This is a genomic window from Dongia mobilis, assembly GCF_004363235.1.
Classification (GTDB): Bacteria; Pseudomonadota; Alphaproteobacteria; order Dongiales; family Dongiaceae; genus Dongia; species Dongia mobilis.
The window spans coordinates 23,040-48,660 of record NZ_SNYW01000013.1; the positions used below are offsets into that span (position 1 = coordinate 23,040).

Genomic DNA, 25,621 nt, shown 5'->3' on the forward strand with positions numbered 1-25,621 from the left:
CAAATCTCGTGTCAGATCAAGACGGCCCATTTTCCGGGCTGCAATTCGCCAGCCGTATCATCATCGTCGGAAAGGTCGACGGCGCCGCGCTGATCCTCCGGCACGTCGATAAGGGCGACGCGGCAATCGTTCTGGTCCAGCCAGCCGAGATAGGGCTCGTGGGTCTTGTAGCCGAGCAGGTCCTGGATCTTGCGCGGCAGGGTCTTCGCCTTCTCCGGCGGCACGGCGAGGAATTGCTCCTCCTCCTGGCGCAGCCAGCCGACGATATAGCCAAGGATCATGCCGTCACGCGGAATACCGGTGCGATTGGCGCCGCCGCCATGGAAGGTGTCAGCCCAGTAGATCAGCGCCGAGCCAGCCGGCATCACAGCCTGCGTCCACTCACCCTCTTTCGGTTCGCGCCCTTCGCCCCAGAGATGGCTGCCCGGGGCCACACGCGTCGCGCCGTTTTCAGCGGAGAAGTCTGTCACCGCCCAGATGCAATGGATCAGGCGGTGGTTCTTCACCGGGTGCTCGAACGGCCATAGCGCATCGTCGCGGTGCATGTGCTGCACGGTCTCACTGGCGCCGATGCTGATCACCTGCGACACCGACAGGCGATAGCGCGTGCATTGCGGCAGCAGCACTCGGTCGCACAATTCCAGGATCTTTGGATGCGTCGCGATCTCGCCAGCCATAGCCGATTTGCCGAGCACACCGCAGCAGCGCTTGGTCTTGTAGCCGACAAAATCGCCATTGCCGTTGGGCGTCTTGTCGATCCACGGGCGCAGCTCTTCGCTGAGGGTCGCCATCTGCTGCGGCGTCATCAGATTGCGCACGATCAGCGCGCCGTCGCGGTGCAGGACCGCCAGAATTTCATCGACAGATGCCGTCGGCTCTAAGGTTGTAATATCAGGCATTTTTTCCTCCATAAATAGCATAACTGTGTAAGGCGCTTTCGCTCGTCCGCTTGGCGCGTCTAATGCCGCCCGCTATTGCCCCTCGACAGACGCAGACCGATGGTGACCAGCACCAGGGTCAGGGCGATCATCACGGTGCCGGCGACGTTCACCAGTGGTGTCGCCTCGCGCCGCAGGATCGACCACAGCACCATGGGCAGCGTGTTGTCGCGCCCGGTCAGCAGGAAGGTGACCGCGATTTCATCCAGCGACAGCGACAGGATGATTAGGGTGGACCCGATCAGCGCAGTCTTGATGTTGGGCAGCGTCACCTTGACGAAGATCTCGAACTCGCTGGCGCCTAGGTCATAGGCGGCCTCGTATTGCGACCGGCCCAATTGCTGCAGGCGGGCGAAGACCTCGGTCACGGTGATGCAGATCAGCGCCGTTCCCTGGCCCAGCATGATGGTAGTCAGCGACAGCGGCACCTTCAGCATGACATAAAAGTTCAGCAGCGAAATGCCGGTGATGATGCCGGGGAGGACCAGGGGCAGCAGCACCAGGCGGCGGAACATGTCCTTGCCGGGAAAGCTGAATCGATCCATCGCGATCGCCGCCATGAGGCCAATCGGCACGGCGATCAGGATGGTGCCACCGGCGACCAGCACGCTGTTCCAGATGGCACGCACGATCTGCCGGTTGGAAAGTGCGGCCTCGTACCAGCTCAGCGTGAAGCCGGTGAAGGGCAGACCGGCATTGCGCCCCTCGTTGAACGAGAAGACGATGATGACCAGGATCGGCAGATAGAGGAACAGCATGATGGCACCGGCCACCGACCAGATCAGATAGGGTGAGCCGAGACGCGTCATAGCCGCACCTGCGTCCGCTTCTCGAGATATTGCGAGACGGTCAGCAACGCCATCGCCATCAGGATGATGGCGACGCCGATAGCGGCGGCCAGCGGCCGGTCATTGGCAACACCCAGCAGGCTGATGACGACGCTGGAGATCATGATCGAATCCGCGCCACCGAGCAGGGCCGGGGCGATGAAATCGCCGAAGCCGAGCGAGAATGTGATGACGCCGCCGGCCAGCACACCGGGGATTGAGATCGGCCAGATCACCTTGATAAAGGTCTCCCAGCCGGTGGCACCTAGGTCGCGTGCTGCCTCGATAAGGCTGAGGGGCAGCCGCTCGAGCTGCGCATAGATCGAAAGAACGGCAAAAGGCGTGAAGATATAGGTCAGCGTCAGGATGATGCTGAAATCATTGTAGAGGAAGACGGTAAGTGGCTCGTCGATGACGCCCAGCCAGATCAAACCTTCATTGAGCAGGCCGTGGGTGCCAAGTATCGTTTTCCAGGCATAGGCCTTGACCAGATAACTCGCCCACCATGGCAGGATCACCAGGATATAAAGGATATGCTTGGCGCATTCGCTGCTGAGATAGAAGGCCATGGCAATGGCGACCGGGTAGGCGAGCAGGGTCGACCAAAACGCGGTCAGCAGGCCGATCTTGGCCGAGCGCAGGATCAGCCCGGCATAAGGCTGCACCGTCAACACCTTGACATAATTGTCGAGGCTGAAGCCGGCCACGAACTGGACGTAATCCATGCGACCGAAGCTGTAGAACAGGGTGATCGCATAAGGGACCAGCATGAAACCGACGAACCACAGGATCGGCGGCAGCAACCAGAACAGCGCCCGGCGCCGCTCGATGCGGCGCATGTCAGGTGCATTTTCGGTCAGGATGTCGGCTTGCACTGTCATCTAGACTGCCGTCTACTTCGTCAGAATTTGGACGTGCTGCGGCCGTAACGCGAATTGTAGCGGGCCGCCATCGCCAGGCAGGGGCCGAGCTTGGGCATCGTGGATCGTCACCTCGCTGCCGTCGACCAGCCGCACGATATGTTCCATGCGGTTGCCGAGGAACATGCTTTGCACATGGATGCCCGACACCAGGCTGGCGTCCGTATAGCCGTTGACCTGCATCAGCGCCCGGTCGGCACGAAAGACAGCGGTAACCTCCTGGCCTGGCACCAGTGATTCCTCGGCATGGGCACCAAGATGCGTTCCATCGGCGAGCCGCAGCAGAACTTCGCTGCCGGTAACCTTCTCCACACGCGCCGAAATCAGGTTCTTGGCACCGATGAACTGGGCAACGAACCGCGTCCGCGGGCGCTCATAGATTCCCTCCGGCGTGTCGTACTGGATCAGCCGGCCGCCGCTCATCACCGCCACCATGTCGCTCATCGACAAGGCCTCGTCCTGGTCGTGGGTGACATAGATGAAGGTCTTGCCAAGCTCGCGGTGGATCCGCTTCAGCTCGGCCTGGGTGGAACGGCGCAGCGATGCATCGAGGGCACCCAGCGGTTCGTCGAACAGCACCACCGGCGGCTCCGTCGCCAGCGCTCGCGCCAGGGCCACGCGCTGGCGCTGGCCACCGGACAATTGATGCGGCATCCGCTTGCGCATCTCGCCCAGACGCACGATGTCGAGATAGGTGGCGACCCGCCGCCTGATTTCGTCCGCGCTCAGCTTGCCGCGCATGCGCTTCAGCCGGAGACCGAAGGCGACATTTTCCTCGACGCTCATATGCGGAAAGAGCGCCAGGTCCTGGAACATCATCCGCATGTCGCGATGCGAGGCCGGCAGATGCGTGATGTCCGCCCCGTCGAACAGGACCCGGCCGCTGGTCGGGCTTTCCAGCCCCGCGACAATGCGCAGGGTCGTCGTCTTGCCGCAACCGCTGGAGCCCAGCAGGGATACGAATTGCCCCGCGGCGATTTCCAGACTGACATCGTCCACGGCCAGGTGGCCAGACTGGCCGTCGCCGAAGGTCTTCCTAAGGTTCTGGAGTGAGATCGTGGCGGACATCGTCGCTGCTTCGTGTTTTCTGGTCGTTGTTCAGGCCATCATTACTGGGCGGTCTCGGCCTTCACCTGATTCCAGATTTCGAGATAAGCACCGCGCCGCGGCACCGGTTGCCACCACGAGATGCTCTTCTGGACTTCCGGATCGCCGGTCCCCAGCTTGGTGAGCAACGCGAGCGCTTCCGGCTCAAGCATGTCGAAGGATTTGGCGTTGGCAAAGGCATAGCCGGTCAGCTTCGAGGCCAGCGCCTGGGATTCCGGCGACGAGATCCAGTCAAGCCAGGCATAGACGCAGGGATTTTCGCTGGCGCCCTTGACGATCATCCAGCTGTCGGACCAGCCACCGCTGCCTTCCTGGGGCAGCACTTCCTTGAGGCTGTCGGCACTCTGCGCCCACAGGCCGGAGACGGCCAATTCGGTGGTGTTGCCGCCGACCACTTCTTTCTGCATGTAAAGCTGCTGGAACTCGGCATCGCTGGTCCAGAACTTGCGAATGTTCGGCTTCAGGGCGATGAGCGCATCGCGCGTCTTCTGCAGCTCCTCATCGGTCATGTTGTAGACGTCCTTCACGCCGATATATCGCGCAGCGACATATAGTGTCTCTAGGTTGTCCCACATGGCGAGCTTGCCCTTGAGGCGTTCGTCCCACAGCACCGAAACCGAGGCCGGCGCGTCCGGAATAACATTGCTGTCCAACACCAGGCGCAGGAATCCGTAACCATACGGCACGCCGTAGAGATCGTTATCCTTGACCAGCCAAGAGGGCGACTGGAAGACCGGGAAGTAATCGGCAAGATGCGGTAGTTTCGACTTGTCGATCGGCTCCACCGCACCGGCATCGATCAGCGTCATAGTGGCGTCGTTGGACGGCGAGACCAGGTCGATCGTGGCCGAACCGGATGCCAGGGTCTTGGCGATGATTTCATCATTCGAGCTGACATAGGTGGGCTCCACCACGCAGCCGGTCTTCTCGGTGAAAGGCGCCACGACCAGGTCGTCGGAATAGCCTTCCCAGGTGAGCAGGGCGAGGCTGCCCTCGGCGGCTGCATGCTGCGATGCAGCAAGAACGCCCAACGTTAGGACAGCGCCGGCGGCCAGACCTTGAATTTTAACGTTTCCCATCGAGTAGCACTCCTGTGACTAGGGGCGTTTTTAAGCCATTGTTATTACGCGTCTTTCATCAGAGAAACCATCACCCAAGGAGTTGGGAATGCTTCTCCCTGATCACGTTCAACGCAGATTAACATTGAGTTTTGCGGTGTGTTTTGCATTCTACGCAGTATTTTTTGCATAGAGCGCACTAACTGGCACCAAATTCTGCTGCAATGCAGCATACCTAACCTACAAGGAATGGCATGCAGTCAGTTGTTTACGTCCTGGTTGTGCCCCCCGTCAGCGATCTCGATTGTGCCCTGGTCCTGGACATTCTGCGGCTGACGAACCGCGTTGCCGGCGAGGCGCTGTTCACCGTCAGGATTTTGACGCCGAACAGCCAGCCGGTGATGGCGACCAATGGTCGGCCGATCATTCCAAATGCCACCTATCCGGAGGATTTCCGCGACCTTCTCATCGTCCTCAACAACCTCAAGCCAAGCGACCAAGACGAGGACGCGACCGTGCGCGTGCTGCGTCGTGCCGCACGCAGCGGCGCAATCATCATGGGGATCGAATATGGCGCATTGCTGATGGCGCGCAGCGGTATCCTCGACGACCATCGGGCTACCACGCATTTCGATTGCCTGCCGATGGCACAGGAGAGCTTTCCAAACGTCCATTTCGGCGAGGAGCTCTACGTAAAGGATCGCAATTGCTTCACCTGCGCCGGCCATCTTGCGATCGTTGACATGATGTTGCACTACATCAAGAGCAATCTCTCCGAAACGGTGGCCGCGACGCTGGCTTCCGAGCTCCTGGCTCCCGAGATCCGGCAGCCGCAGACGCCGCAGCGCGTCAGCCTGCTGGATCCCTTCAGCACGCAACGCGATCCGCGACTCAAGAAGGCGATCATCGAGATGCAGAACAATCTGGAATCGCCCCTATCCCTGAACGAAATCGCCGACCGCGTCGGCATCTCGGCTCGCCAGCTGCAGAATTTGTGGCGCACCAAGCTGGGTTCCTCGCACAACGAATACTACCAGGATCTGCGCCTCGATCGCGCTCGGTCGCTGCTGCTAAATACCGACATGCAGATCGGCGAGATTGCCATCATCAGCGGGTTCTCGTCGTCGGCGACCTTCTCGCGCGCCTTCAAGAGTCGCAGCGGCAGTAATCCGCGCGATTTTCGCGCCGAACACCAGAACTCGCTCTCGCCGATGATCCAGCGCAATGCGCTGCGCACCATCAGCAGCATCGCCGAGCGCAATGCCGGCTTTCTCTACCGCTGCCTAAACGACCATCCCTATACCGTTCTCTACGTGACGCGGGGAATCGAACGCCTGCTGGGATACTCGGCGGCCACTTTCATCAACAGTCCCACGCGCAACATGTCGTCCGTGATACACCCTGACGATCTCGAGCCGATGCGTCGAATTGTCGACACCGCACTTGAGAGCAACAATAACTGGGATATCGAGTTCCGCTACCGACATAGAGACGGGCACATCGTCTGGGTGCATGAGGTCGGCTGCGGCGTGTTCGACAACAATGGTCGACTGATTTATCTCGAAGGCATGATCGTCAGGAACCTCAATCCACCGGACCAGTATATAGACGCCTTGAGTTCAGATTAATAGGGGCATGCACCCTGCTTGCACAGGCAGAGTGAAGACGACGTGTGGCTGAGAAGCGGTGAAACTGCAAATAGATCTCTTACCGGCAATTCCGAGGTGGATCCTGAGTGAGAGGCGGAGAGACTGAATGAAGGCAGACGACGAGCACAAGCTCAAAGAGACTGCAGACGCAGCGCGCCGCCACTGGCTGGCGATCCGGCCGCAGATCGAGCGGCAGTTCCAGGCTTTGTGGCAGCTGGCCGAGCTGCCCAACATGGAGTTCCGGTCCGCCACAATTCTGGCCGACTGGCTGGAAGAGCATGGCTTTACCGTTTCACGGCACGTCTGCGGCATCCCAACGGCCTTCACGGCAAGCTATCGGCACGGCGACGGACCCTGCATAGCCCTTCTGGCTGAGTATGATGCCCTGCCCGGCACCGGCAATATGGCCGTGCCGCGGCGCGAGGCGACAGGCCTGCCAGGCGGACATGCCTGCGGCCACAACCATATCGGTCCGGCAAACATCGGCGCAGCCATCGCCGCTGCCCATGCCATGGCAGAGACCGGCATCGACGGCCACATTCTGGTGATCGGCTGTCCGTCCGAGGAAATCGTCTGGGGAAAGATCGCGCTGCTGCGGGAAGGCGCTTTTGATCAAGCCGATGCAATACTCACCTCCCATGGCGATTACCAGAACGGCGCTGTGTCGCGGCCCTGCCAATCGGTGGTAAGCGGTGAGTTCGTGTTCCTGGGCGAGTCCGGCCATGGCGGCACCGTAAGGCGCCAGAATGCGCTGGATGCCGCCGAACTGGCGATCCAGTCGGTCGAGCGCCTGCGGGCGCATCATTTTCCGGACACGGCGGCCGAGCATGTCATGCGCCTCGGTGGCCGCATCCCCAACGTGACCCCCGACGAGGCTCGCGTCTGGATGACGACGCGGCAGGTGGATTTCGAGCGTGCCGAAGCCGTCTATCAGTTCATCCGCGGCATCTCCGATAAGGCCGCAACCATGTGCGGCGTCGGCTTCCGCGAACAGTTCATCACCGCGACCCGAGGCTACCTTGCCAACGACACACTGGCTGAGCTGCTGCAGCGGCGCATGGACGAGATCGGACCGCCGCGCTGGTCCGATGCCGACCTTGCCTGGATGCAGGAACTGGTTCACGCGATTCGCCCAGGCGAGCGGATGAAGCTCGACCGCGATACGCGCCTGCATCGCGTCGGCCATGATCTTTATGGCCAGGATGATGGCGAGGCGAGCTGGCGGATTCCGCTTGGCCGGGTGAATTGGGCCGTGCCGGAACAGGTGCCGCTTCACAATTGGTCGTTCGCCGCCCTTTCAGGGCACACCGCGAGCCATGCGGGTCCGTTGATGGCGTCGGAGGTCCTGACCCTGGGGACACTTGACCTTATTCAGTCTCCAGCCACCGTCGCACAGGCGAAGGCCGAGCTTGCACGCCGTATCGCCGGACGCACGATTGGCGAGCCGAGAATCGGCGCCTGGCACACCATGACGGAAGCGCCAGACTCGTTCTGGGACGCGACATGGGTGGAAAGTTGAGCCAGACCCTCCCGGATCCAGCTGCGGTTCCACTGTTCCGCCAGGCGGCAATTCCGGTGGTCATTGTCACCGGCTTTCTGGGCAGCGGCAAGACGACTCTGATCCGCGACCTGCTCACCAATGGCGGCCTGACGGATACCGCAATCATCGTCAGCGAATTCGGCGAAATCGGCCTCGACCACCTGATTGTCCGCGAAGTCGGCGACCAGATCGTCCTGCTCGAGAATGGATGCCTGTGCTGCGGGCAATCCGGCGATCTCGCCCAGGCATTGAGGATGCTGCTCGAAGAGAGCGAACGTGGTGGCATCCCACCCTTCGCGCGGGTCGTCATCGAGACCTCCGGACTTGCCGATCCGTTGCCGATCCTGCAGACTTTCCTGGCCGATCCGCTACGCTTCAGCCGCTACCGGCCCGCGTCGATCGTGACGGTGGTGGACGCGGTGCTCGGCGTCGGCATCCTTGCAAGCCATGATACAGCGCGCCGCCAACTCGCGCTGGCCGATCACGTCATCGTGACCAAGCTCGACCTCCCCGCCGCTGATCTCCGTGGAACGACAGCGGCGATCAGCGGACTGACTGATACCGGTATGTTCCATTCAGGCAGGGACACTCTGCCCTGGCAGGAATTTTTTGCGACAATACCGAGTGGGATCGGCAATGTGTCAATGGAAGGGTTACAGCCTCATAGCCAACTCTATCATACGCGTTCAGCACGGATCGAGACGGACCTGGATCCTGTGCATTTAAGTCGCTGGATCGCCCGGTTGACCGGACAGCACGGTACCGAGGTGCTACGCGTCAAGGGTTTGCTGCCGATTGTCGGCGAAGAGCGCCCGGTGATCCTTCAGATGTCGCGGCATCTGGTTCATCAGCACCAGCGCCTGACCGAGTGGCCAGAGGCTAGGCGCCAAGGTTTCGTGACCATAATCTGCGATGGTGCCACACCCGACCTACCGGCGCACCTGATCAACGCATTGGACTTGGTCTGCCACTGAAAAACTATCATCGGCAGCATTTGTCATCCGTGCGCAGAACATGCAGGATATAGGGCTCGCGGAGCTTCGACGATTCGATCGAATCTTCCCGATCCGGCCCAACCATCGTAACTGGAATTTTCGAGCTATCCTTGACCTAAATTCCGGGGAGCAGATCAAGCAGCAACTCGTCCACGATGACAGCGACTTGGTGGTCCTCGTCTTCAACAAATATGTGAGCGCACTGTCCAAGCAACTTTCCCACGAAGAAGTCGTCGGGACCTGGGACTTGGATGGTTTAGAAGTGGCCGAGCTCTGGCAGTTTACCTAATTCCCGGTCGCGAGGTAGTTCACATCCACCTCGCCTCTTCTCGCGATGGCTTGGCAGTTCACACCCCTCGCACGCAGAGGTTTTTACGCTCCGCCAACAGCACTTTAAGCGGCCAATGCCCAGTCTGATGTTCAATCTTTTCCCATGAAATTGACGACCTTCAGAATAGCGACGAGGTTGTCGTCGCGGATGCGTTCCATTTCGTGGATAGTGAGGTGGCCGGATTGGGCATCGGACTGGTCAGAGATGGTTTTGACAAGGGCGTCGTCCAGTGTCGGTACGTCCATGAGCTTGCTGAAGGGGGCTTCGAGATAGGGGCCGAACTGGCTGAGGAAATGGGCGAAGCCGCCTTCACCGCCAGCCATGCGGCAGGTGTCGAAGGGACCCATGATGGCATAGCGCAGGCCGAAGCTGTAGCGCACGGCGTCGTCGACTTCCTTAGTTGTAGCGAAACCGTCCTTCACCATCCAGAGCGCCTCGCGCCAGATCGCTTCCTGCAAGCGATTGGCGATGAAGCCGTCGATCTCGCGCTTCATCGCCAAAGGCTTCATGCCAATTTTTGTCATGATGCAGGTGGCGAGATCTATTGCCGCGGGCTTCGTATGTGGCGAGGGGACGACCTCCACCAGCGGCAGCAGATATACCGGGTTGAAAGGATGGGTGACGAGGAAGCGCTCGGGGTACTTCCTGCCCTCCTGTAGCAGTGAGGGGGCGAGGTAGGATGTGGAAGAACCGATCACGGTATCCTTCGCCCCATGCTTCTCGATCTCGGCATACATCGCGCGCTTGATCTCGAGTTTCTCCGGCAGCGATTCCTGGATCCAGTCGGCGTCCTGCAATGCCTCTGCAAGCGAGGTGAAGATGAACCGGCCTTCGGCGGGCAGGCCGGTCTTCTCGTAGAGGCGCGGCAGGCAACGGCGGGCGCTTTCCAAGATCGCCTCGACCTTGCGCGCGGCATCTGGCGCCGGGTCGACGATGGCGACGTCCCACCCGTTCAATATGAACCGCGCGGCCCAGCCGCCGCCGATAACACCGCCGCCGATAATGGCTGCTTTCATTTATCCCCTTGCGCTACAAAAAGGGCGTCCACAGCGACGACGCCGGTTTCAGACACGATGACCGGATTGACATCCATCTCGGCCAGTTTATCGCCTAGAGAAACGCAAAGTTCCGAGAAAGTCACCAGCGCGTGAGCCAACGCCTTCACATCCTTCGGCCCCGCACCGCGCGCACCGGCAAGGAGCTTGGAGATGGGAAGGCCGGCGATCATCTGCTCCGCTTTCTCCAACGAGACTGGCGCCAGGGCGAATTGACGGTCGTCGAAGAGTTCCACCAGCGCGCCACCGGCGGAGATCATTACGAGGGGACCGAAATCGGCGTCATGGACGCAGCCTATCGCCATTTCGACGCCCGGATTCGCCATGCTCTGAACGATGACCCGCGAACCGAGCCGCGCGCTGATGTCGTCATAGGCCGCGAGCAGCGCCGCTTCGTCGCCGAGGTTAAGGCGGACGCCGTTAAGATCGGATTTGTGCTCAATCCCTTGCGCGGCAGTCTTGAGGACGATGGGATAGCCGATCCGCGCGGCGACCTTGGCGAGATTTTGCCGGTCGTCGACCGTCTCGCTCCGTATGGTCGGTATGCCAGCGCGCGCGAGCAGATCCAGTGCCTCTCTTTCATCCGCGTTATGCCCCGGCCGCAGGCTGGCGCGCCAATCGGCGACAATCGCGGAGAAATGCTGTCTGGGGGCGGTGGCTTTGAGGGCGGGTTTTGCGACACGGTCCGCCCAAGCCTGGAGCTTTTTCACGGCGGTAAGCATCTCGGCGGCCCCATTGATGCAAGGCACATTGTGTTCCGCCAGCGCTTCGCCGAGCTGACGATTATGGGTGCGGGCGAAACTTGTGTAGAAGAAGCAGGGCTTGCCCGAGATCTTCGGCAGGGTCAGCGCCAATTGCTTGATGTCCTCGAGATAGATGTAGTCGTCACGGAGGTCCGCCTCGAGGCCGATCATGGAAACCTCCGGCGCCCGCCCCAGGACAGCGAGGCCACGCTCGAACACCCGCGCATATTCATCGGTGAGGTCGGCGGCGCAGTCGAGTGGGTTGGAGGGTTCGAGCGAGGGTGGCATCGTCGCCCGCAATGCGGCTACGGTGTCGGCAGAGAGGGTTGCTAGTGGGGCACCGAGTTCGCCAGCGCAATCCATGACCAGTTCGCGCAAGCCCCCTGAGTCCGTCACCAGCCCGACGCCGCCGGCACCCGGTAGCCGCCCCGCGGCACAAAGCTGTGCGACATTCATTAACTGGTCCACATTGTCGACGACGATGGCACCACAATCGTCGATGGCCGCCTCGTAAGCCACGCGGGAGCCGGCAAGCGCACCGGTATGCGAGCGCGCCATGCGAGCACTTTCGGCGGAGCGCCCAACCTTGCAGACGACGACCGGCACGCCCGCCGCCCGCGCGCGCCGCAGGCTCGCCATGAACCCCGCCGGGTTGCGCGCGGCTTCCATAAAGACCGCGATGACACGGGTGGTCGACCGCTGCACGGCATAATCGATGTATTCGTCGACCGTTGCACCGATTTCCTGGCCGGAAGATATGATGAGATCGAAGCGATAGCGGGGGTCGTTCATGGCAAGCGTCGTGAACACCGAGCCCGAATGCGCGATCAGGGAAATGCCACCGGGCTTCAGATGGCCGGCGGGGTAGAAGCTGGCGACGCAGCCGGTCGCGACATTGATGAAGCCCATGCCGGCACCGCCGCAGACCGGCAACCTCGCTTCGCGAGCGATGTCGCGCAATCGGGGGAGCAGTGGCAGGCCGGAGGCTGTCTCGCCGTAGCAAGCGTCAAAAATGACCGCCGCGCGCACGCCCCGGTCAATTGCGGAAAGCATGGCCGCTTCCAGATTTCGCGCACCCATGCCGAGAATGGCGAGGTCCGGCACGTCGTCGATATCGGCCAAGCTGGCATGGCAGGGCCTGCCGAGGATCTCGCTCTGCCGTGGGTTGATGAAATCGATTCGCCCGGCGAACTTTGCGCTGGTGACCGACTGGGCGAGCCGTTGGCCGAAAGACCCCTCCCGGCCGGAAGCGCCGAGAACCACCATCGAACGCGCGTTAAACATCGGTGCTAGGCGGCTCTTCACCTCAACATTGCGCTCCATCACATCCGACATTTCAGGAGCCCTTGAAGTTCGCATTGCGCTTCTCGGAAAAGGCGACGGCGCCCTCATTGAAATCGCTGGATTGCAGCATGCGTTCGTAGTTGGTGAGGTTGCTCTTGCCGACCCAGGCCTTGCGCGTGACCTTGTGTGCCTCCTCCGGTGAGGTCATGGCGTTGTAGCGCATGTATTCCTTGAGCGCTCGCGTCACCAGTGGCGCTCCACCCGCGATATTGCGGGCGACATCGCGTGCATGCTCCAGCAGCTTTTCCTTCGGCACGACATCGCGCACGAGACCCCAATGTTTCGCCTCCAGCGCGCCGAGGCGGCGGCCGGTCAGCATAAGGTCGATCGCGACATTGTAGGGTACCCGGTGATGCAGTTTCTGAACGGCGCCGCCATCGGGCAAGAAACCGCGCTGCATCTCGGGCAAGGAGAAATAGGCGTCTTCGGAAGCAACGATGATGTCGCTGGCGAGCGCCATCTCGAATCCGCCGCCGACGGCCGCGCCATTCACGGCGGCGATGACAGGCTTATAGAGGTCGAAAAACTCGGTGAGGCCGCCGATGCCGCCGGGACCTAGATCGAAGCCCAGTTCCTCGTCGCGGCTTTCTCCACGTGCGACGGCTTTCAGGTCCCAGCCGGCACTGAAGATATTCTTGGGGTTGGGGGCAGCCGTCAGGATGGCCACGCGCAAATCCTCGTCGTCATTGAAGCGCTTGAAGGCTTCGTACAACACGGTGCTGGTCTCGGTGGTCAGCGCGTTGGCCGGCGGCCGGTTGAGGGTCACCGTCATGACCCGTCCTTCAATCTCGACGCTTACTTCCTGGCTCATCTGGACTTCCCCTGGCTTGATTGAACAGCATGAGAAAATCCAAGCAGCCAGGCGAGTTAGGCGCAGCCCTTGGAGCATGCTGTAATTGTTTATTCTGGCGATGAAAATTGCTAGGCTTGAATAGGGGATCGGCTCATCACAGCATGAAGAAAATTGATAATGAGATATTGGAAGTACATTCCGCCACTAAAATCGCTACTGGCCGTCGAGGCGACAGCTCGCTGCGGCAGCTTTTCCAAGGCGGCAGATGAGCTGAATGTCACGCAATCCGCGGTCAGCCACCTGGTCGGTCAGGCGGAGACGTTGCTGGGCACGCGTCTGTTCGACCGCACCAGCCGGCCGATCCAGCTGACGACCGAGGGCCAGCGCTACGTTAATTCGGTGATCTCGAGCCTCAATATCCTGAAGGCCGAGGGACAGTTGCTGCATGAGCGGCACGGCTCATCGGCGCTGACTGTATCCTGCAATCTGGGCTACGGCAATTTCTGGCTATTGCCGAAGCTGAAGCATTTTCACGACGCCTATCCGGATATCACCGTCAACATGGTGACGACCTATCAGGGATTACCGGAACTTGGTGAGGGTATCGACGTCGCGATCCGCTTTGGCAGTGGCGACTGGCCGGATTGCCACTCCAGACTGCTCTTCAGCGAGCGCATCACGCCGGTGGCGAGCAGCATGTATATCGAACAGGCGCCGCAAATCCGCCAGCCGAAGGATTTGCTGAAGCATACGCTGCTTCACGCTCATGCCAGGGATAAACGGTGGTTTGACTGGGAACAGTGGTTCGATCATTTCGGGATCGCTCGGCCGCCGACTCTGACCGGACCCAGCTTCGACAATCATGTGATGATGATGCAGGCGGCCCTGACCGGCAGCGGCGTGGCGCTTGGTTGGAAAGGCACTGCCGGCGAATTTGTGCGACAGGGGCAGTTGATCGAAGTGCTGCCAGAGCAGATCCAGGTCGAAGGCAGCGTTTATCTGGTCACGCGTCAAGGGGGATACCCGCACCGCATACTCGATCTGTTTTCCGAATGGCTAGTAGAGCGAGCCGGTGCCGATCGCTGAGGGGTCGGCACCGCTCGATATTGGCTATTCCTTGAACCAGGTCGTGCGCAGCATGCTGATATTGTCGAGCCCGTAGGCACCACGGAATTCGTTGTGACCGAGCTTGTCGCTGGCGGCATGCAGATGGCTGGCGAAGAGCGGCACCGGCACTCCGCCGTCATCGCGGGTAATCTCCTGCAACTCCCAGTACATCTCCCGGCGCTTGTCGGTATCGGGCTCGCCGCGCGCTTCGGCGAGGATATTGTCGAAGCGCTCTTTGGTCCAATAGGCCTCGTTCCAGGTCGAGGTGGAGACGAAGGCTGTATTAAACATCCAATCCGCCGTCATGCGGCCCGACCAGTAGCCGAAGATGAACGGTTTCTGCCGCCAGGTGTCAGCCCAGTAACCGTCGTCGGGAACGCGGGTCACCTTCACATCGATCCCGGCAGAGGCCGCTGATTCTGCAAAGAGGATGGCGGAGTCAATGGCGCCGGTAAAGGCCGCGTCCGCGGTAAACAATTCCACCGGCAGACGATCATGGCCGGCCTTCTTCAAATGAAATCTTGCTTTCTCTGGGTCGTATTCCCGCTGCGGCAAGTCCGTGTTGAAGAATTGCTGATTCTTGCCGATCGGATGATCGTTACCAATATAGCCGTAGCCGTTGAGGATCTTCTGCAGCATCTCCTCGCGCTTGATCGCGTATTTGACTGCGAGGCGGACATCGACATTGTCATAGGGCGCCACGGTCGTGTTCATTGGCATCGTGTAGTGCTGCAGCCCCTTGGCCTCGATCAGTTCGACACGGGGCGCGGTCTTAAGGCGGTCAGCGAGCTTCGGCTCGACGTTCGAAATGAAATCTACATCTCCGGCCTGCAGCGCGGAGATGCGCGCCGCTGTATCCGGCACGTTCATGATCTCGACCGCGTCGAAGAAACCGTCATCGTCACGGTAGTAATGCGGGTTCTTGGTGAGCGAGATCTTCACGCCGGGCTCGAAGGTATTCAGCACATAGGGACCGGTGCCGTTGCCGGGCTTGCCCCAGCCATCCTTGCCCATATCGGCGGGCGCCACCATAAGGGCGTGGTGCGAGAGTTTCAGCGGCAGGTCGGAATCGGCGGAGGAGAGTTCGAACACGACGGTGTCGCCGTCGGCCTTTACGTCTTTCACGCTGGAGAGGATCTGGCGTGGCTCAGAGTATTTGGATTCTTCCGCGGTTACGTAGCGGTAGGAGGCGACGACGTCCTCGGCGGTGAGGGCGCGGCCACTCTGGAACAGAACGCCCTTCCGCAGTTTGAAGCGCCACACCAGGCCGTCCTCCGAGGTCGACCAGGATTCCGCCAGCATCGGCGCTGGCGCGCCGGAAAGATCTACGTCGATCAGTCGGTCATACATGCCAGTCATGGCGAGGGTGATGTGATACGTGTAGATAAAGACATGCGGATCGAAGCTGTCGACGGTGGCACCGCCCGTGGTCGCGATGCGCAGCGTACCGCCCTTGCGCGGCGAGGCGAAGGCCATGGACGAATACGTGAAGGCGGCGGCGCCGAATCCGAGCGCGAGCGCGCGACTGAGGAACGTACGTCGGTCGCAGCCCCAAGTGTTTTTTAATGCCGCAAGCTGGTTCTGTACCGTGGTCAATTCCGACTTCATGACTTTCCCCCCTGTTGATTAGTGCTCATGTTGACCTCGGCACGGCTAAGGCGGATAGCCGGCATGCCTCTTAGTATTCGCCCAAGCCACTGGCTGGGCCGCATCGCTAACTATCTGTTTTATCGTCGTAAAAGCAGACGCCGGTTTTCTTCCCATGGCCAGACGTCATCCTGGGGATAAACAGGCGTGCGGAGAAGGGCGGAACGGTTCATTCCAATATGAAGAATTTTAATAGTGTGCACGCCGATCATCGATCCCGTTTGCGTGCTGATTGACATTCACCTGCCGTGTACTTCCCAAATTCTTCAACGCAGCCCGACTCGTTTACTTTTGACCTGCTCCCGGTTTCTTAACTCACTTTGAGCTGGAAAATTCTAATTTAGCGCCCTTGGCCGGGTTGGTGGATTTTCCATGAAGAGGTCGAAGTTCAGCGAGCAGCAGATCGCGTTCATTCTGCGACAGGCGGAGGAAGGTACGGCGGTCGGCGAGGTATGCCGAAACACACAAGAAAAGGGGGGCCGCTTTCGTGCTGGTCCAAAGAAAACCGCGTTGGAAGCGCCTTTATCTCTCGACCGAGCCTTGCCGGATTCACAAAAAATGCTAACAGCGCCGAAAGATGACCCCTCAATTTTCTCTCGATTCAAGGAATTAACGTGTCGATCGGCGCCGACACCCCACGCTGATTCAGAGTCGCCCTTCCTCCGGGAGGGTATTTCTCTCGCCTTTGTTCCAATATTCCAGATAAGAAGAATGGTAGGAATCTGTAGCGCCCGATCCTTCTGCAGGGTATTGACGCGGCATCACTTCATCGACGAAGGATGGATAATGATCAGAATCGGTTTCATCACCTTGGCGCTGGTCCTGTCGGCATGTTCGCCGGAGGAAAAAGTGATCGCTTCTGCAGCGTCATCCAACCAGCATTCCCCTGAGGACTATGCCGTTCGTCTGGCCGCCGCCGAGCAGGAGGCGATAGAGAGGAATGTCGGTTGGGGGGCGCTTCAAGAAACGCCTTGGGAGATCTATGAGGAGGCCTGCGCGACCTTCAAGAAGAATGATCAAATTAGATGGGACCTGCAGATCTGGTTCGATGATCTGACGGACTACCGGCACGGCACCGAGTATGAGATTCTGGTGTACAATTTTGCGCCGCTGTCGGTGCCGGATGGGCAGGTAGTTCCGGCCACTATCGAGATTGATGGCGTGACCTTCCGCACGGAAGCGAGCAAGGGAATTGCGGTCAATGCCGTTCATGACGTGCGCCTGAGAGCGATCTCCTTCGAGATCGAGGATCAGCGGCACCTGCTGCGCGACGCGTTTCTGAACTCGGCTGAAGTCAAGCTGTTGATCGGACGGGATCGGGTCAACTTCAAGATGGGAGATGTCAAACGGATGGCGCTCAATCTTGAAAAATGCCTTGAGCACCAGGCCGCATCGACACTGCAACCCTAAAGCGAGGCCCGGCAATCGGCCCTACTACCGACGTATATCGACGCGGCCTAAACCCACCCACCGGATAGACCGCGGGTGGGTTTTGCAATCACCGTATCGTCACCATGCCGCTGCGATGACAGGCGCCATGGCGGCCCTGGTGGCTGTCGCCAATGACGTGACGCTCGACTTCTCGCGGCCTGGCAAGCCCACGGATACGGATGTAATTGACAAGCCCCAGCGGAGGTCAGTTCATCACTTTGCTTTACTTGTGTTTCGGCATGCAATAAGGACCCCGTTTTAGGGGTTATCGGCATCCAAAAGGGACCCCTCTGACGCAGGGGTGTGTTTCAGCATCGAACCGGGACCCCCACCCAAAGGATCCCTATCGTATTGATTATGCGCGCAAAACAATTCGCGATATGGGGTCCCGATCGGCGCCGATCGGGACTCCTAGCCAATCCAGATTTACAAGAGAAATCATGTGGATGGTTAAAAAAATTGAAGGGGTCCCAGTTCGATGCTGAAACACACCCACCGCATCCATAACCCGTTTACATCCGAGAAGCTCGCCACTCTCGGCAAGGCGTTGCGCCTGGAGCCTGAGATCCGTGTGCTGGACCTCGGCAGCGGTTCTGGCGAGATGCTGTGCACCTGGGCTCGCGACTACGGGATTGTCGGCACTGGTATCGACAAGAGTCAGTTGTTCAGCGAACAAGCGAAGCTGCGCGCCAAAGAACTCGGGGGGGCTGATCAAGTCGAGTTCATCCACGGCGATGCGACCGGCTATGTGGCCGACGAAAAGGTCGGTGTGGCAGCCTGCGTAGGTGCCACGTGGATCGGTGGGGGTGTCGCCGGTACCATTGAGCTTCTGGCGAAAAACCTTCGCACCGGAGGGATAATCCTGATCGGGGAGCCGTACTAGCTGCGGTTGCCGCCGACAGAAGAGGTTGCCAAAGGATGCAATGCCAGTTCGATTTCCGACTTTCTGATGCTTCCCGATCTTATCGCATCGTTTGGCGACCTGAACTACGACGTGGTGGAAATGGTACTGGCAAACCAGGACAGCTGGGACCGGTACGAGGCGGCCAAGTGGCTCACCATGCGCCGATGGCTCGAAATGAATCCCGAGGACGATTTTGCACATGACGTTCGAGCCAAACTGACCTCGGAACCCAAGCGCTACACCGCGTACACACGTGAATACCTGGGCTGGGGCGTGTTCGCGCTCATGGCGCGATGATGCAGGTCATAGCCCCTCCCCGACCCCGAAGGGCCAATAGCGAACCCGGAGCCCAGCTTTATTCCGGATAGGTGGAAAATGGCGCGCCGGGGAGATAAAATCGGGCACCACTATCTCATTGCGATCGCTTACAATTTTCGTAGTAATCAGGTCCCCGGGCAAACGAAGCTCTTGCCTGTGACCAGGTCGACTACCTCAACGCCGGGCGCGCGGCCTGAAAGGGAGGGCCTGCAGAGAGCTGCAAAGGCATCCTCATCCACGACAAACATAAAGCGATAGTCGGCCTTGTAGGCCGCGAGGCGGGTGAGGTCCTTTATGATCTGCGTGCGCTGCGCTGCGCCGAAGCCCGGCTGATAAGGCTTGGTCGTCTTCAGCTCGCCGACAATGCTGAGGCCATCAGCGCTTACTGCCTCAATGTCAACGCCGGAGGCGCCCTGCGCCTTGCCGGCTGCATCGAAATTCACGATGCCAAAGCGCTGCTCCAGATATTGCTTTATCAGCAACGTCGCGACGAAGCCTAGGTCATTGTTGATATTGCCGAGCGCGGATTTGATGCCAATGAGATAGGCCAGCCAGTCGCGGGCGTTGTCGCTTGCGGGAAAGTCGCTGTTGGCCAGGAACAGTCGCAATCTCCGGTCTTTCTCCCGGATCGTATCGCAGAACCGAAGTTCAGCGGCGCTCATCGGTGGGTCTGCGCGATCGTTCAAGAGGGATGGCTCCCTGTGCATCAATAACCGCAGCGCCGGCGACCTAGCTGTCGCGCGGTGGGCATTGCGCGATCCAATCCCGGACTACTTCAGGGGTGGCGATCTCGCCGTACACGTAAATCGACCCGTTGCCGTGACCGGGGCCGCCTTCATAGATAATTCCAAGGATTCCGTATTCATCTTCCGTCGACCAGAAGATCGGCCCACCGCTCATGCCGGAGTACTCGATATCCGCAGCGGGCTTCACGAGTTCTGAGAACATGGTGAAACGCCGATCCGGGCGGCGCGACAGCTCTGCAAGGATTTCGACTTGGGGTATCGACACCCGATAGCCGAAGGGATCCCCCGCGTCGTGCCTGTTGTACTTCAGGGTTTCAGGAAAGCCGACAGCGTAGGCGTGGCGCATGTTCTCGGGCGGCTCACCGAGAGTATCAAGATCAAGCGGCTGCTTGCCGATATGGGCAATATGGCTGGGGTTGATCTCTCTTATGGCGATGTCCGGCGGCTCATCGCCAGGCTTGGCATGCGGCTGGATGAAGCGGTCCATCACAATGTGAAAGCCATTCAGCATCGTCCGCATGGAATGACTAAACTCCTGTCCGGACTGTTCCAACATGTCCCGGTAGTGTTGAACAACATGCTGACAGGTGATGGCGTAGGTTCGACCGTTCGATCTTACAAAGGTCAGGGTTCCGTTTCGCAAAGAGGCTTCCGGCTCTGCAAACCTCGGCAGGCCCGCCTTCCGGTCTTCAAGGGCATTCCGCGTTATGGCGAGGGCGGCGCAATGGATTGCTGGGTTCGCGTGAAGTTTGTCCGGGATCGGGTAGTCGACCATGTTATTCCTTATTGTTAGACTAGGGCTTGCGCTCGCACCGTGGCTGCCATAACAGCTAAATGTTATAGCACGAATTGGTGCCTTCCAGCTGAGACCTTAGTGTTGACGCCTGATACCAGCGCGCTCACTGGTTCATCAGCCTCGACGAAGCACGCCGAAAATGCGAGGCTTGGCGTAGAGAGTATAACGAGCTGCGGCCACATTCCGCGCTCGGACAGAAAGTGCCGAAAGAGCTGCATCCGTTGCCTGGCCAATCCGGCCAGCCAGGCCCCGGATGAAGCCGGAATTTACCAGCCGAAGTGGTCCAAGGTTGGGGGCAAGCTCAATGTGGAACGGATTCTACTTCCCAATGGATGAGCCAAGGGGCTCAGGTCACGACACACCTCCTCGGTCGCCGTACCTTCGCCCGCCTGGGCGCAGAACATCTGCAGTTGGGGATTAGCTGGACTTCGTCGCTGTCATGCTTTCCACTCCTCCCAGCCTGGGAATCGGCAGCGGAAAATTCTATCTCAGAACGATCCACGTTTTTGGGGGCAGAGCACTGTCAAACTGTAAAAGTTTCTTCCAGAAAACTAACGCTGATCGCATCCCCAACTCCCACCCTCCAAGCAAGAGCCTCTAATGCAATCCTGTTCATCAAGGATTGAGTTAGTCACGTCTTGGCAGAACGTGACACACTCGCGATAGCATTGCAGATTTAGTTCGAGCGTCGATGCGTTAGGTGACTTCTTGTTGATGCTACTGCAATCGATTCCATTTACTTCGCCTTTCTGTAAACACTCGTAGATCTGTCGATCGGTTGCCGGCAGCGGCGCATCTTGAGCTAGGCAATTCGTTGCGTCGAAAAAGTATAGAGAAAGAAGGGCCAGAACTGCTTTAGAATGTTTTGACATGCGACTGTTCCTTTCATTCGGCCACGCAGACAGTATCTGCCCCATTAGCCCCTACTCGTACATTGCACTCTTTGAACAGCTCAACTCCGTGCTTCTCGCTTCGACAAGACTGGAATGTTGCACCTCCCCACTCAGGTTTGGAGCAAACTGGCCATGATTCTACCGGATGCATTGGACTACGACAGTTTGTATAGAGTTCAACGCCGAAATCTGGGTGCCGACACGCAGATTGTTCGTATTGGGCAAAAGGCGCACGATGTTTAAAGTGAACGCCATCGGCTATTCTGGTGCACTCAGCAAGAAACGTGTTTATCGAATTAAAGTCGTTAGGATCTCTGGAGTACGGAACAATATTGATCGTCCCCGGTTTGCAGGCGACATTGTGAAGCGGTTCCCCGTACTGATTTGTGTTTCGATAGTTTGGATTCAATATGAGGCACTCACCCGATTTGTGAAGTTCCACGCCGCACTCTGGCCCTCTTGCGTATTGATAAATTGGCTGAGGGTCGCTTCCATCTGGGCCAACACATTGCGGGTCGGCACGAGTTATGTATGTCGCAATTGGGCACGCGTTAGTTACGGCCTCTACATATAACTCGGGTCCACACGCATTTGACCTACGAACTTCGCATCCGGCAAGGCTGCTTTCGAGGCGCTGCGGTAGATCAGGAATCGCCGCAATGTCTGCAGGTAATGGGCCACATTTGAGCACATCCTGCAGACAATTCGTGTCACCGGCGAGGTAGTCGTAGTATGCATTTGCTACCGCCTGCATCTCCTTCAGCGCCTCAGTAAGCTCTATACGGTCGTGCTCGGCAAATTGGTTCGGGTGAGAGAGGATAAACAGTATGCTCGCGATTGCTTGATCAATCTCCTGATAGCGCCGCGACGCTCGATCTCTGTTCTTGGTCTGGGTATCATATAAGGCGACAGGATTTTTTGTATCCGGGTAATTTTGCGCTATCGTATATGGTCGCAGCTCTACTCTTCCAATTCTAGGACTGCTAACCATCGTTTCGACGGCTTCTTGGAATGCACTAAACATTTCTTGAATACTGTTCACCTGCACAATCGGTCTTGTTCCACCTTGCACAACGACAAAGTAGCGCATCTGCGAAGTGGATAGTATTTTTCTCAGATCGTCAGAGCTTTCGGTAGAAACGTTTGGTAAGTGAATGTTGAGTTTATTGAGTCCAGCTATTACCTCATTCTCAGTTTTAGTCCGGTGGTCCTTCGACCGTGTAGAGAACGATAGAACCGCAAGAACTCGGCCTTCGTAGAATTCTGTCCAGACAAACTGATTGCCGCAGGCCCTTCGAAATGCGGATTGACCCTCCGGGCCCTGATTCAAGCGTTTCTCCCAAGCCGGCTTTATATTCACGTCCTCGATTGATCGCGACCCCATCGTGATATTGACTTCGATAACAACGTTGGCATCGTACTCGTTTATCGAGAACTCGCTGACATCGGAATTGGTGAATTTGAGCAGCTCTCCCCACGAAACGCTGTGTCCACCCGACATTCTGCGGATCATTTCTACCTTTGTGCTCACGGCATAGACGCTTGTGGTCTGGCTTTGAATGACCCCAGCCATTGAAGTAGTGCCGATTGGCTCAGCTAGGGTTCCCTGAACGCAACTAGGCTGTGTGATACGGAGCTCTGTGTCATAGCCTGCCCCGCGCTGAATGGCCTGGCTGGTCAAGACGACTAGAGAGCCTGCTTGCGTCAACTCTTGAGAAAGCGCTGCTGGTGTTGCTAGAAGGAAAAACACCAGTGATGCTAACGTTTGAGTCTTCATCTTCCACCCCTGGCTCATCGACTTACTGCAGCTCTTACAATCGCGCGATTATGTGTTGGCGTACCACCAGTCACAATCTATCTGGATTGCATCAAAGGTCGGAGTATGGTCGCCCAGACTCTTTCTCTAGACAAAGCTCGCTCCAGAAGATTGTCCGCGCTCAATCGAAGTGCGGAATTCGCGTTTGAACGGCCAGACTTTGGGCGCTGGCGAAAGTCGCGAAAACAGTAAGCAGGCAGACAACTAATCGCATTTAGCACGTCGTATGCTAGCCTTTGAGCTATTGCCGCAATTCGATACCGGCGAGGTTTCAGCAGGCGACCGGCACCCGGGCTACAACTTCGCAGCTCGTTTCTTGTGGAAAATTCTTAAAGGCAGCGCTGAGCAGACTGTCCATAACCGCAGCGAGTCGGCCGCAGCTTCCACTACTGACAAGCCGAGCCTCGTAAGCCTGAGCAACGTCGCCATTGGAGTTAACTTCCATTATGTCGATGTAAAGATAGCGCGTGAATTGTGTCGCCGTACCGGTAACCTGGTTATACCCGGTAAGCCCGTAGGATTGCTGATAGGTCGTTGAGCCCGAATATGTGCCGTAGGGTGAGATAACCCCAGTTGTCGTTGATGACGTTATGCCGGTCGGACCCCATGTGGGTACGCTATAGGAGTATGGCACCTCGCGGCCGCCATCGATGCTGAAGTCAAGGAAGGCCACATAGCGCGGTGGAGCCGCCTTTGGATCGTATGGCACAACTCGCATTCCGGCAGCAGCGAGTTTGGCTTCGAACTTCTTGGCGTGACTGGCAAACTCCAAGCTGCCCCGCTGCTCATCGTAGGGCGCAACTGCGATTGTCTCACCGCGGAAGCTGTTTTCCATTGTGCTGAAGGATTCCACGTTGGCGTGAACGCCGCCTACGCAGGAAGCCAGCAGCAGGCTCCCCGAGGCCAGTAGTGCCGCGGATAGCGATTTCCACCGCATTTGCCTTGCCCTTGCATTATCTCGCCGTCATCGCAGCACACCCGAGCGGGCAAATCAACCCAGAATTGTATGAGAGTGGCAACCTACGACCATAGGCACTTTACATGCCCAATATCCCTGGGCTGTACTTCATTGGCAGTCTCAACCCTTGGGTGGGGGGCCCGGTGGGGATCAAAGTAAGCGATGCCAAGGCCGATCCGATCATCGATTGGTACGGGCGGAGTGCCCACCCCTTGGTCTCATACCCTGCCCGCAAGCCCTGCGATTTCTTCCAGCAACCATACGTGATCGGTCACGCCTGCGGCCATCGCCGGTGTAATCCGCAGGCTCCTATGAATGCGCCCGAAACAGACGCTGGCTACCACTCGCTATCCGCCAATGCCGGGTTATCGATATAGGGGTTGCGTGTGCCCTGCAGATCCTCAATCAGGTCATTCCGCCTGCGTTCATCGGCGCTGACCCTGTCTGCCTTATTCCATGCCTTTAGCAGCGGCACTAACCTTTCCTCTATCGGCAGATCGTATTCGTGCGCCATGTAGAAAATGGACCGCGCAATATTGCCTCGGGCGATGTTTCGAGGCTCAATCACCCAGTTGGTGGGCGTTCCGTCGAATGCCGACTCCGCCTTTTCCATGTCGCAGTTCTCAAACTCCCAATCCTCGCCGGATATGACCGCGAAGCTGTGATTGGAGCGGAGCTGATTGGCATTCTTCTCGGATGGCTAAAGATTGTGCAGATCAGCTTCGATAAGGTTGAAGCGCTCACTGGTCTGTTGGTATTGCGTACGCGTTCCGCAGCCTAGCGGGGTTCCGAACCAGTTGGCCGGATACACATGCTCGACCTGCATCTCGACGTCATCGCGGGTCCGGAAATCGAATCCGCAGTAGAGATCCGAGTGAGGGCGGCCGGTCGGTTTGTCGGGATAAACATCGCGCCAGAAAATGCGACGCGCGGTGTCATAGTCAGGAGTTATCGTCTGATCGGCAGAAGCGTTGACGGGCCAGGCGATCAGAACAGCGACGACAAGGCCTACGGGCATAAGCATGGCACACCTCGCCCCACTCGGTTGAGCGACGACATGCCAGAACAGCCTTGAGTTGGGGTCAAGTTATGGTTTTGCGCCTATTCCTCGCCGCCCGCTTTCGCCAGCGCCTTCGCCAATTCCGCCAGCCGCCGCCGGGCCGCTGCCGAGGGGATCTTGTAATAGGCGCGCACCAATTCCAGCGTTTCGCGCTTGGCCATCGGGTCGGGCTCGTACTCGACCGGCTCTGGTGTGGCGGCGCCCAGCAGCTTGGCCGGCGACTTCCGCTCTACGTCCCCTGGCATATCCTCGAAGAAATAGGACACCGGCACATCCAGCACGCGGCTTAGATCGAATAACCGGCTGCCGGACACCCGGTTAGAACCGGCTCGTATTTCTGTACCTGCTGAAATGTCAGGCCGATGGCATCGCCTAGAGTGGTTTGGCTCATGCCCAACAATGCCCGGCGCTGGCGCATCCGCTGACCCACATGCACATCGATCGGATTGGGGAATCCCTTGCTCGCCATCCGGCCGCTGGACTTTCGTGGCTTCGCCTTGGTCGCAGTCTTTTTTGCCATTGTCGCGCCCCCGTGATTTTCTGCCCCACGTGCAGAGAATACGGCAAAACGTGGCAAGCAAAATACCACTTTGGGGAGTGACCGGCGGCTGGGTTGGTTGCCAGCGGCGGAGATGGCATCTTGAG

General features: G+C 58.7%; 22 protein-coding genes and 2 pseudogenes. 8 read left to right on the top strand and 16 right to left on the bottom strand.

The window, feature by feature from the left end; genetic code table 11:
• Positions 1-11 precede the first annotated feature (11 nt).
• From A8950_RS17170 to A8950_RS17190, 5 genes are read right to left on the bottom strand one after another with little or no spacing between them, the layout of a single operon-like run.
• Positions 12-899 (bottom strand): phytanoyl-CoA dioxygenase family protein, encoded by an 888-nt coding sequence (locus A8950_RS17170; protein WP_166645254.1) that lies wholly within the window; start codon positions 897-899, stop codon positions 12-14.
• A gap of 59 nt (positions 900-958) precedes the next feature.
• Entirely contained in the window at positions 959-1,747 is a 789-nt protein-coding gene (locus A8950_RS17175; RefSeq protein ID WP_133614925.1) for an ABC transporter permease, read from the bottom strand.
• On the bottom strand, positions 1,744-2,646 hold the full coding sequence (locus A8950_RS17180; RefSeq protein WP_133614926.1) for an ABC transporter permease: 903 nt from the start codon (positions 2,644-2,646) through the stop codon (positions 1,744-1,746). Before A8950_RS17180 ends, A8950_RS17175 begins: the two co-directional genes overlap by 4 nt.
• A 12-nt stretch (positions 2,647-2,658) precedes the next feature.
• The gene (locus A8950_RS17185; RefSeq protein ID WP_133614927.1) at positions 2,659-3,753 is read right to left on the bottom strand and encodes an ABC transporter ATP-binding protein; all 1,095 of its coding nucleotides are present in this window, start codon (positions 3,751-3,753) and stop codon (positions 2,659-2,661) included.
• Between the two features lie 41 nt (positions 3,754-3,794).
• A complete protein-coding gene (locus A8950_RS17190) occupies positions 3,795-4,871 on the bottom strand; it encodes an ABC transporter substrate-binding protein (protein ID WP_133614928.1) in 1,077 nt (358 codons plus the stop codon).
• 233 nt (positions 4,872-5,104) lie between these two features.
• Here A8950_RS17190 and A8950_RS17195 point away from each other — a divergent pair, with 233 nt between their 5' ends.
• The 3 genes from A8950_RS17195 (at position 5,105) to A8950_RS17205 (ending at position 9,013) form a co-directional block, all read left to right on the top strand.
• A complete protein-coding gene (locus A8950_RS17195) occupies positions 5,105-6,478 on the top strand; it encodes a helix-turn-helix domain-containing protein (RefSeq protein ID WP_133614929.1) in 1,374 nt (457 codons plus the stop codon).
• Between the two features lie 127 nt (positions 6,479-6,605).
• Positions 6,606-8,018, top strand: coding sequence for an amidohydrolase (locus A8950_RS17200; RefSeq protein WP_133614930.1), 1,413 nt, complete (start codon positions 6,606-6,608; stop codon positions 8,016-8,018).
• A complete protein-coding gene (locus A8950_RS17205) occupies positions 8,015-9,013 on the top strand; it encodes a CobW family GTP-binding protein (RefSeq protein WP_166645255.1) in 999 nt (332 codons plus the stop codon). Before A8950_RS17200 ends, A8950_RS17205 begins: the two co-directional genes overlap by 4 nt.
• A gap of 441 nt (positions 9,014-9,454) precedes the next feature.
• Here A8950_RS17205 and A8950_RS17210 read toward each other — a convergent pair whose 3' ends face one another.
• Genes A8950_RS17210 through A8950_RS17220 form a run of 3 tightly spaced genes read right to left on the bottom strand, consistent with a single transcriptional unit; the run spans position 9,455 to position 13,318 of the window.
• Positions 9,455-10,381: a 3-hydroxyacyl-CoA dehydrogenase NAD-binding domain-containing protein gene (locus A8950_RS17210; protein WP_133614932.1), complete on the bottom strand. Its 927-nt coding sequence runs from the start codon at positions 10,379-10,381 to the stop codon at positions 9,455-9,457.
• The gene (locus tag A8950_RS17215; protein WP_166645256.1) at positions 10,378-12,498 is read right to left on the bottom strand and encodes an acetate--CoA ligase family protein; all 2,121 of its coding nucleotides are present in this window, start codon (positions 12,496-12,498) and stop codon (positions 10,378-10,380) included. The genes A8950_RS17210 and A8950_RS17215 overlap by 4 nt, the downstream gene beginning before the upstream one ends.
• 1 nt (position 12,499) lies before the next feature.
• Complete coding sequence (locus A8950_RS17220) at positions 12,500-13,318, bottom strand: enoyl-CoA hydratase-related protein (RefSeq protein WP_133614934.1); 819 nt, start codon at positions 13,316-13,318, stop codon at positions 12,500-12,502.
• Positions 13,319-13,477: 159 nt separating this feature from the next.
• On the opposite strand from A8950_RS17220, the gene A8950_RS17225 reads away from it, so the two are divergent.
• Positions 13,478-14,386: a LysR substrate-binding domain-containing protein gene (locus A8950_RS17225; protein WP_133614935.1), complete on the top strand. Its 909-nt coding sequence runs from the start codon at positions 13,478-13,480 to the stop codon at positions 14,384-14,386.
• A gap of 24 nt (positions 14,387-14,410) precedes the next feature.
• On the opposite strand, the gene A8950_RS17230 is transcribed toward A8950_RS17225, so the two are convergent.
• Positions 14,411-16,015 carry an ABC transporter substrate-binding protein gene (locus tag A8950_RS17230; protein ID WP_133614936.1) on the bottom strand — a complete coding sequence of 535 codons (1,605 nt, stop codon included), beginning with the start codon at positions 16,013-16,015 and terminating at the stop codon, positions 14,411-14,413.
• 411 nt (positions 16,016-16,426) lie between these two features.
• On the opposite strand from A8950_RS17230, the gene A8950_RS20030 reads away from it, so the two are divergent.
• The 3 genes from A8950_RS20030 to A8950_RS19910 all read left to right on the top strand — a co-directional run bounded on the left by A8950_RS20030 (position 16,427) and on the right by A8950_RS19910 (position 18,686).
• A complete protein-coding gene (locus tag A8950_RS20030) occupies positions 16,427-17,464 on the top strand; it encodes a hypothetical protein (RefSeq protein WP_133614937.1) in 1,038 nt (345 codons plus the stop codon).
• 499 nt (positions 17,465-17,963) lie between these two features.
• Positions 17,964-18,368 (top strand): SAM-dependent methyltransferase, encoded by a 405-nt coding sequence (locus A8950_RS19905; RefSeq protein ID WP_243735687.1) that lies wholly within the window; start codon positions 17,964-17,966, stop codon positions 18,366-18,368.
• 66 nt (positions 18,369-18,434) lie between these two features.
• Positions 18,435-18,686, top strand: a complete 252-nt coding sequence (locus A8950_RS19910; RefSeq protein WP_243735688.1) for a hypothetical protein — start codon at positions 18,435-18,437, stop codon at positions 18,684-18,686.
• Positions 18,687-18,832: 146 nt separating this feature from the next.
• Here A8950_RS19910 and A8950_RS17245 read toward each other — a convergent pair whose 3' ends face one another.
• Complete coding sequence (locus A8950_RS17245) at positions 18,833-19,369, bottom strand: hypothetical protein (protein WP_133614938.1); 537 nt, start codon at positions 19,367-19,369, stop codon at positions 18,833-18,835.
• 67 nt (positions 19,370-19,436) lie between these two features.
• The gene (locus tag A8950_RS17250) at positions 19,437-20,228 is read right to left on the bottom strand and encodes a hypothetical protein (protein ID WP_133614939.1); all 792 of its coding nucleotides are present in this window, start codon (positions 20,226-20,228) and stop codon (positions 19,437-19,439) included.
• A 134-nt stretch (positions 20,229-20,362) separates the two neighbouring features.
• Between A8950_RS17250 and A8950_RS19915 the strand changes: the two genes are divergently transcribed.
• On the top strand, positions 20,363-20,506 hold the full coding sequence (locus tag A8950_RS19915; protein ID WP_407644243.1) for an integrase core domain-containing protein: 144 nt from the start codon (positions 20,363-20,365) through the stop codon (positions 20,504-20,506).
• A gap of 628 nt (positions 20,507-21,134) precedes the next feature.
• Here the strand turns inward: A8950_RS19915 and A8950_RS17260 are convergent.
• The 5 genes and pseudogenes from A8950_RS17260 to A8950_RS17285 form a co-directional block, all read right to left on the bottom strand.
• Complete coding sequence (locus A8950_RS17260; protein WP_133614940.1) at positions 21,135-22,919, bottom strand: hypothetical protein; 1,785 nt, start codon at positions 22,917-22,919, stop codon at positions 21,135-21,137.
• A 310-nt stretch (positions 22,920-23,229) separates the two neighbouring features.
• Positions 23,230-23,793 carry a hypothetical protein gene (locus A8950_RS17265; protein ID WP_133614941.1) on the bottom strand — a complete coding sequence of 188 codons (564 nt, stop codon included), beginning with the start codon at positions 23,791-23,793 and terminating at the stop codon, positions 23,230-23,232.
• Positions 23,794-24,253: 460 nt separating this feature from the next.
• Positions 24,254-24,604, bottom strand: a pseudogene (locus tag A8950_RS17275) (endonuclease); the annotation flags it as partial.
• A gap of 12 nt (positions 24,605-24,616) precedes the next feature.
• Entirely contained in the window at positions 24,617-24,940 is a 324-nt protein-coding gene (locus A8950_RS17280) for a hypothetical protein (protein ID WP_133614943.1), read from the bottom strand.
• 77 nt (positions 24,941-25,017) lie between these two features.
• Positions 25,018-25,496 (bottom strand): annotated as a pseudogene (locus A8950_RS17285) (helix-turn-helix domain-containing protein).
• Positions 25,497-25,621 lie beyond the last annotated feature (125 nt).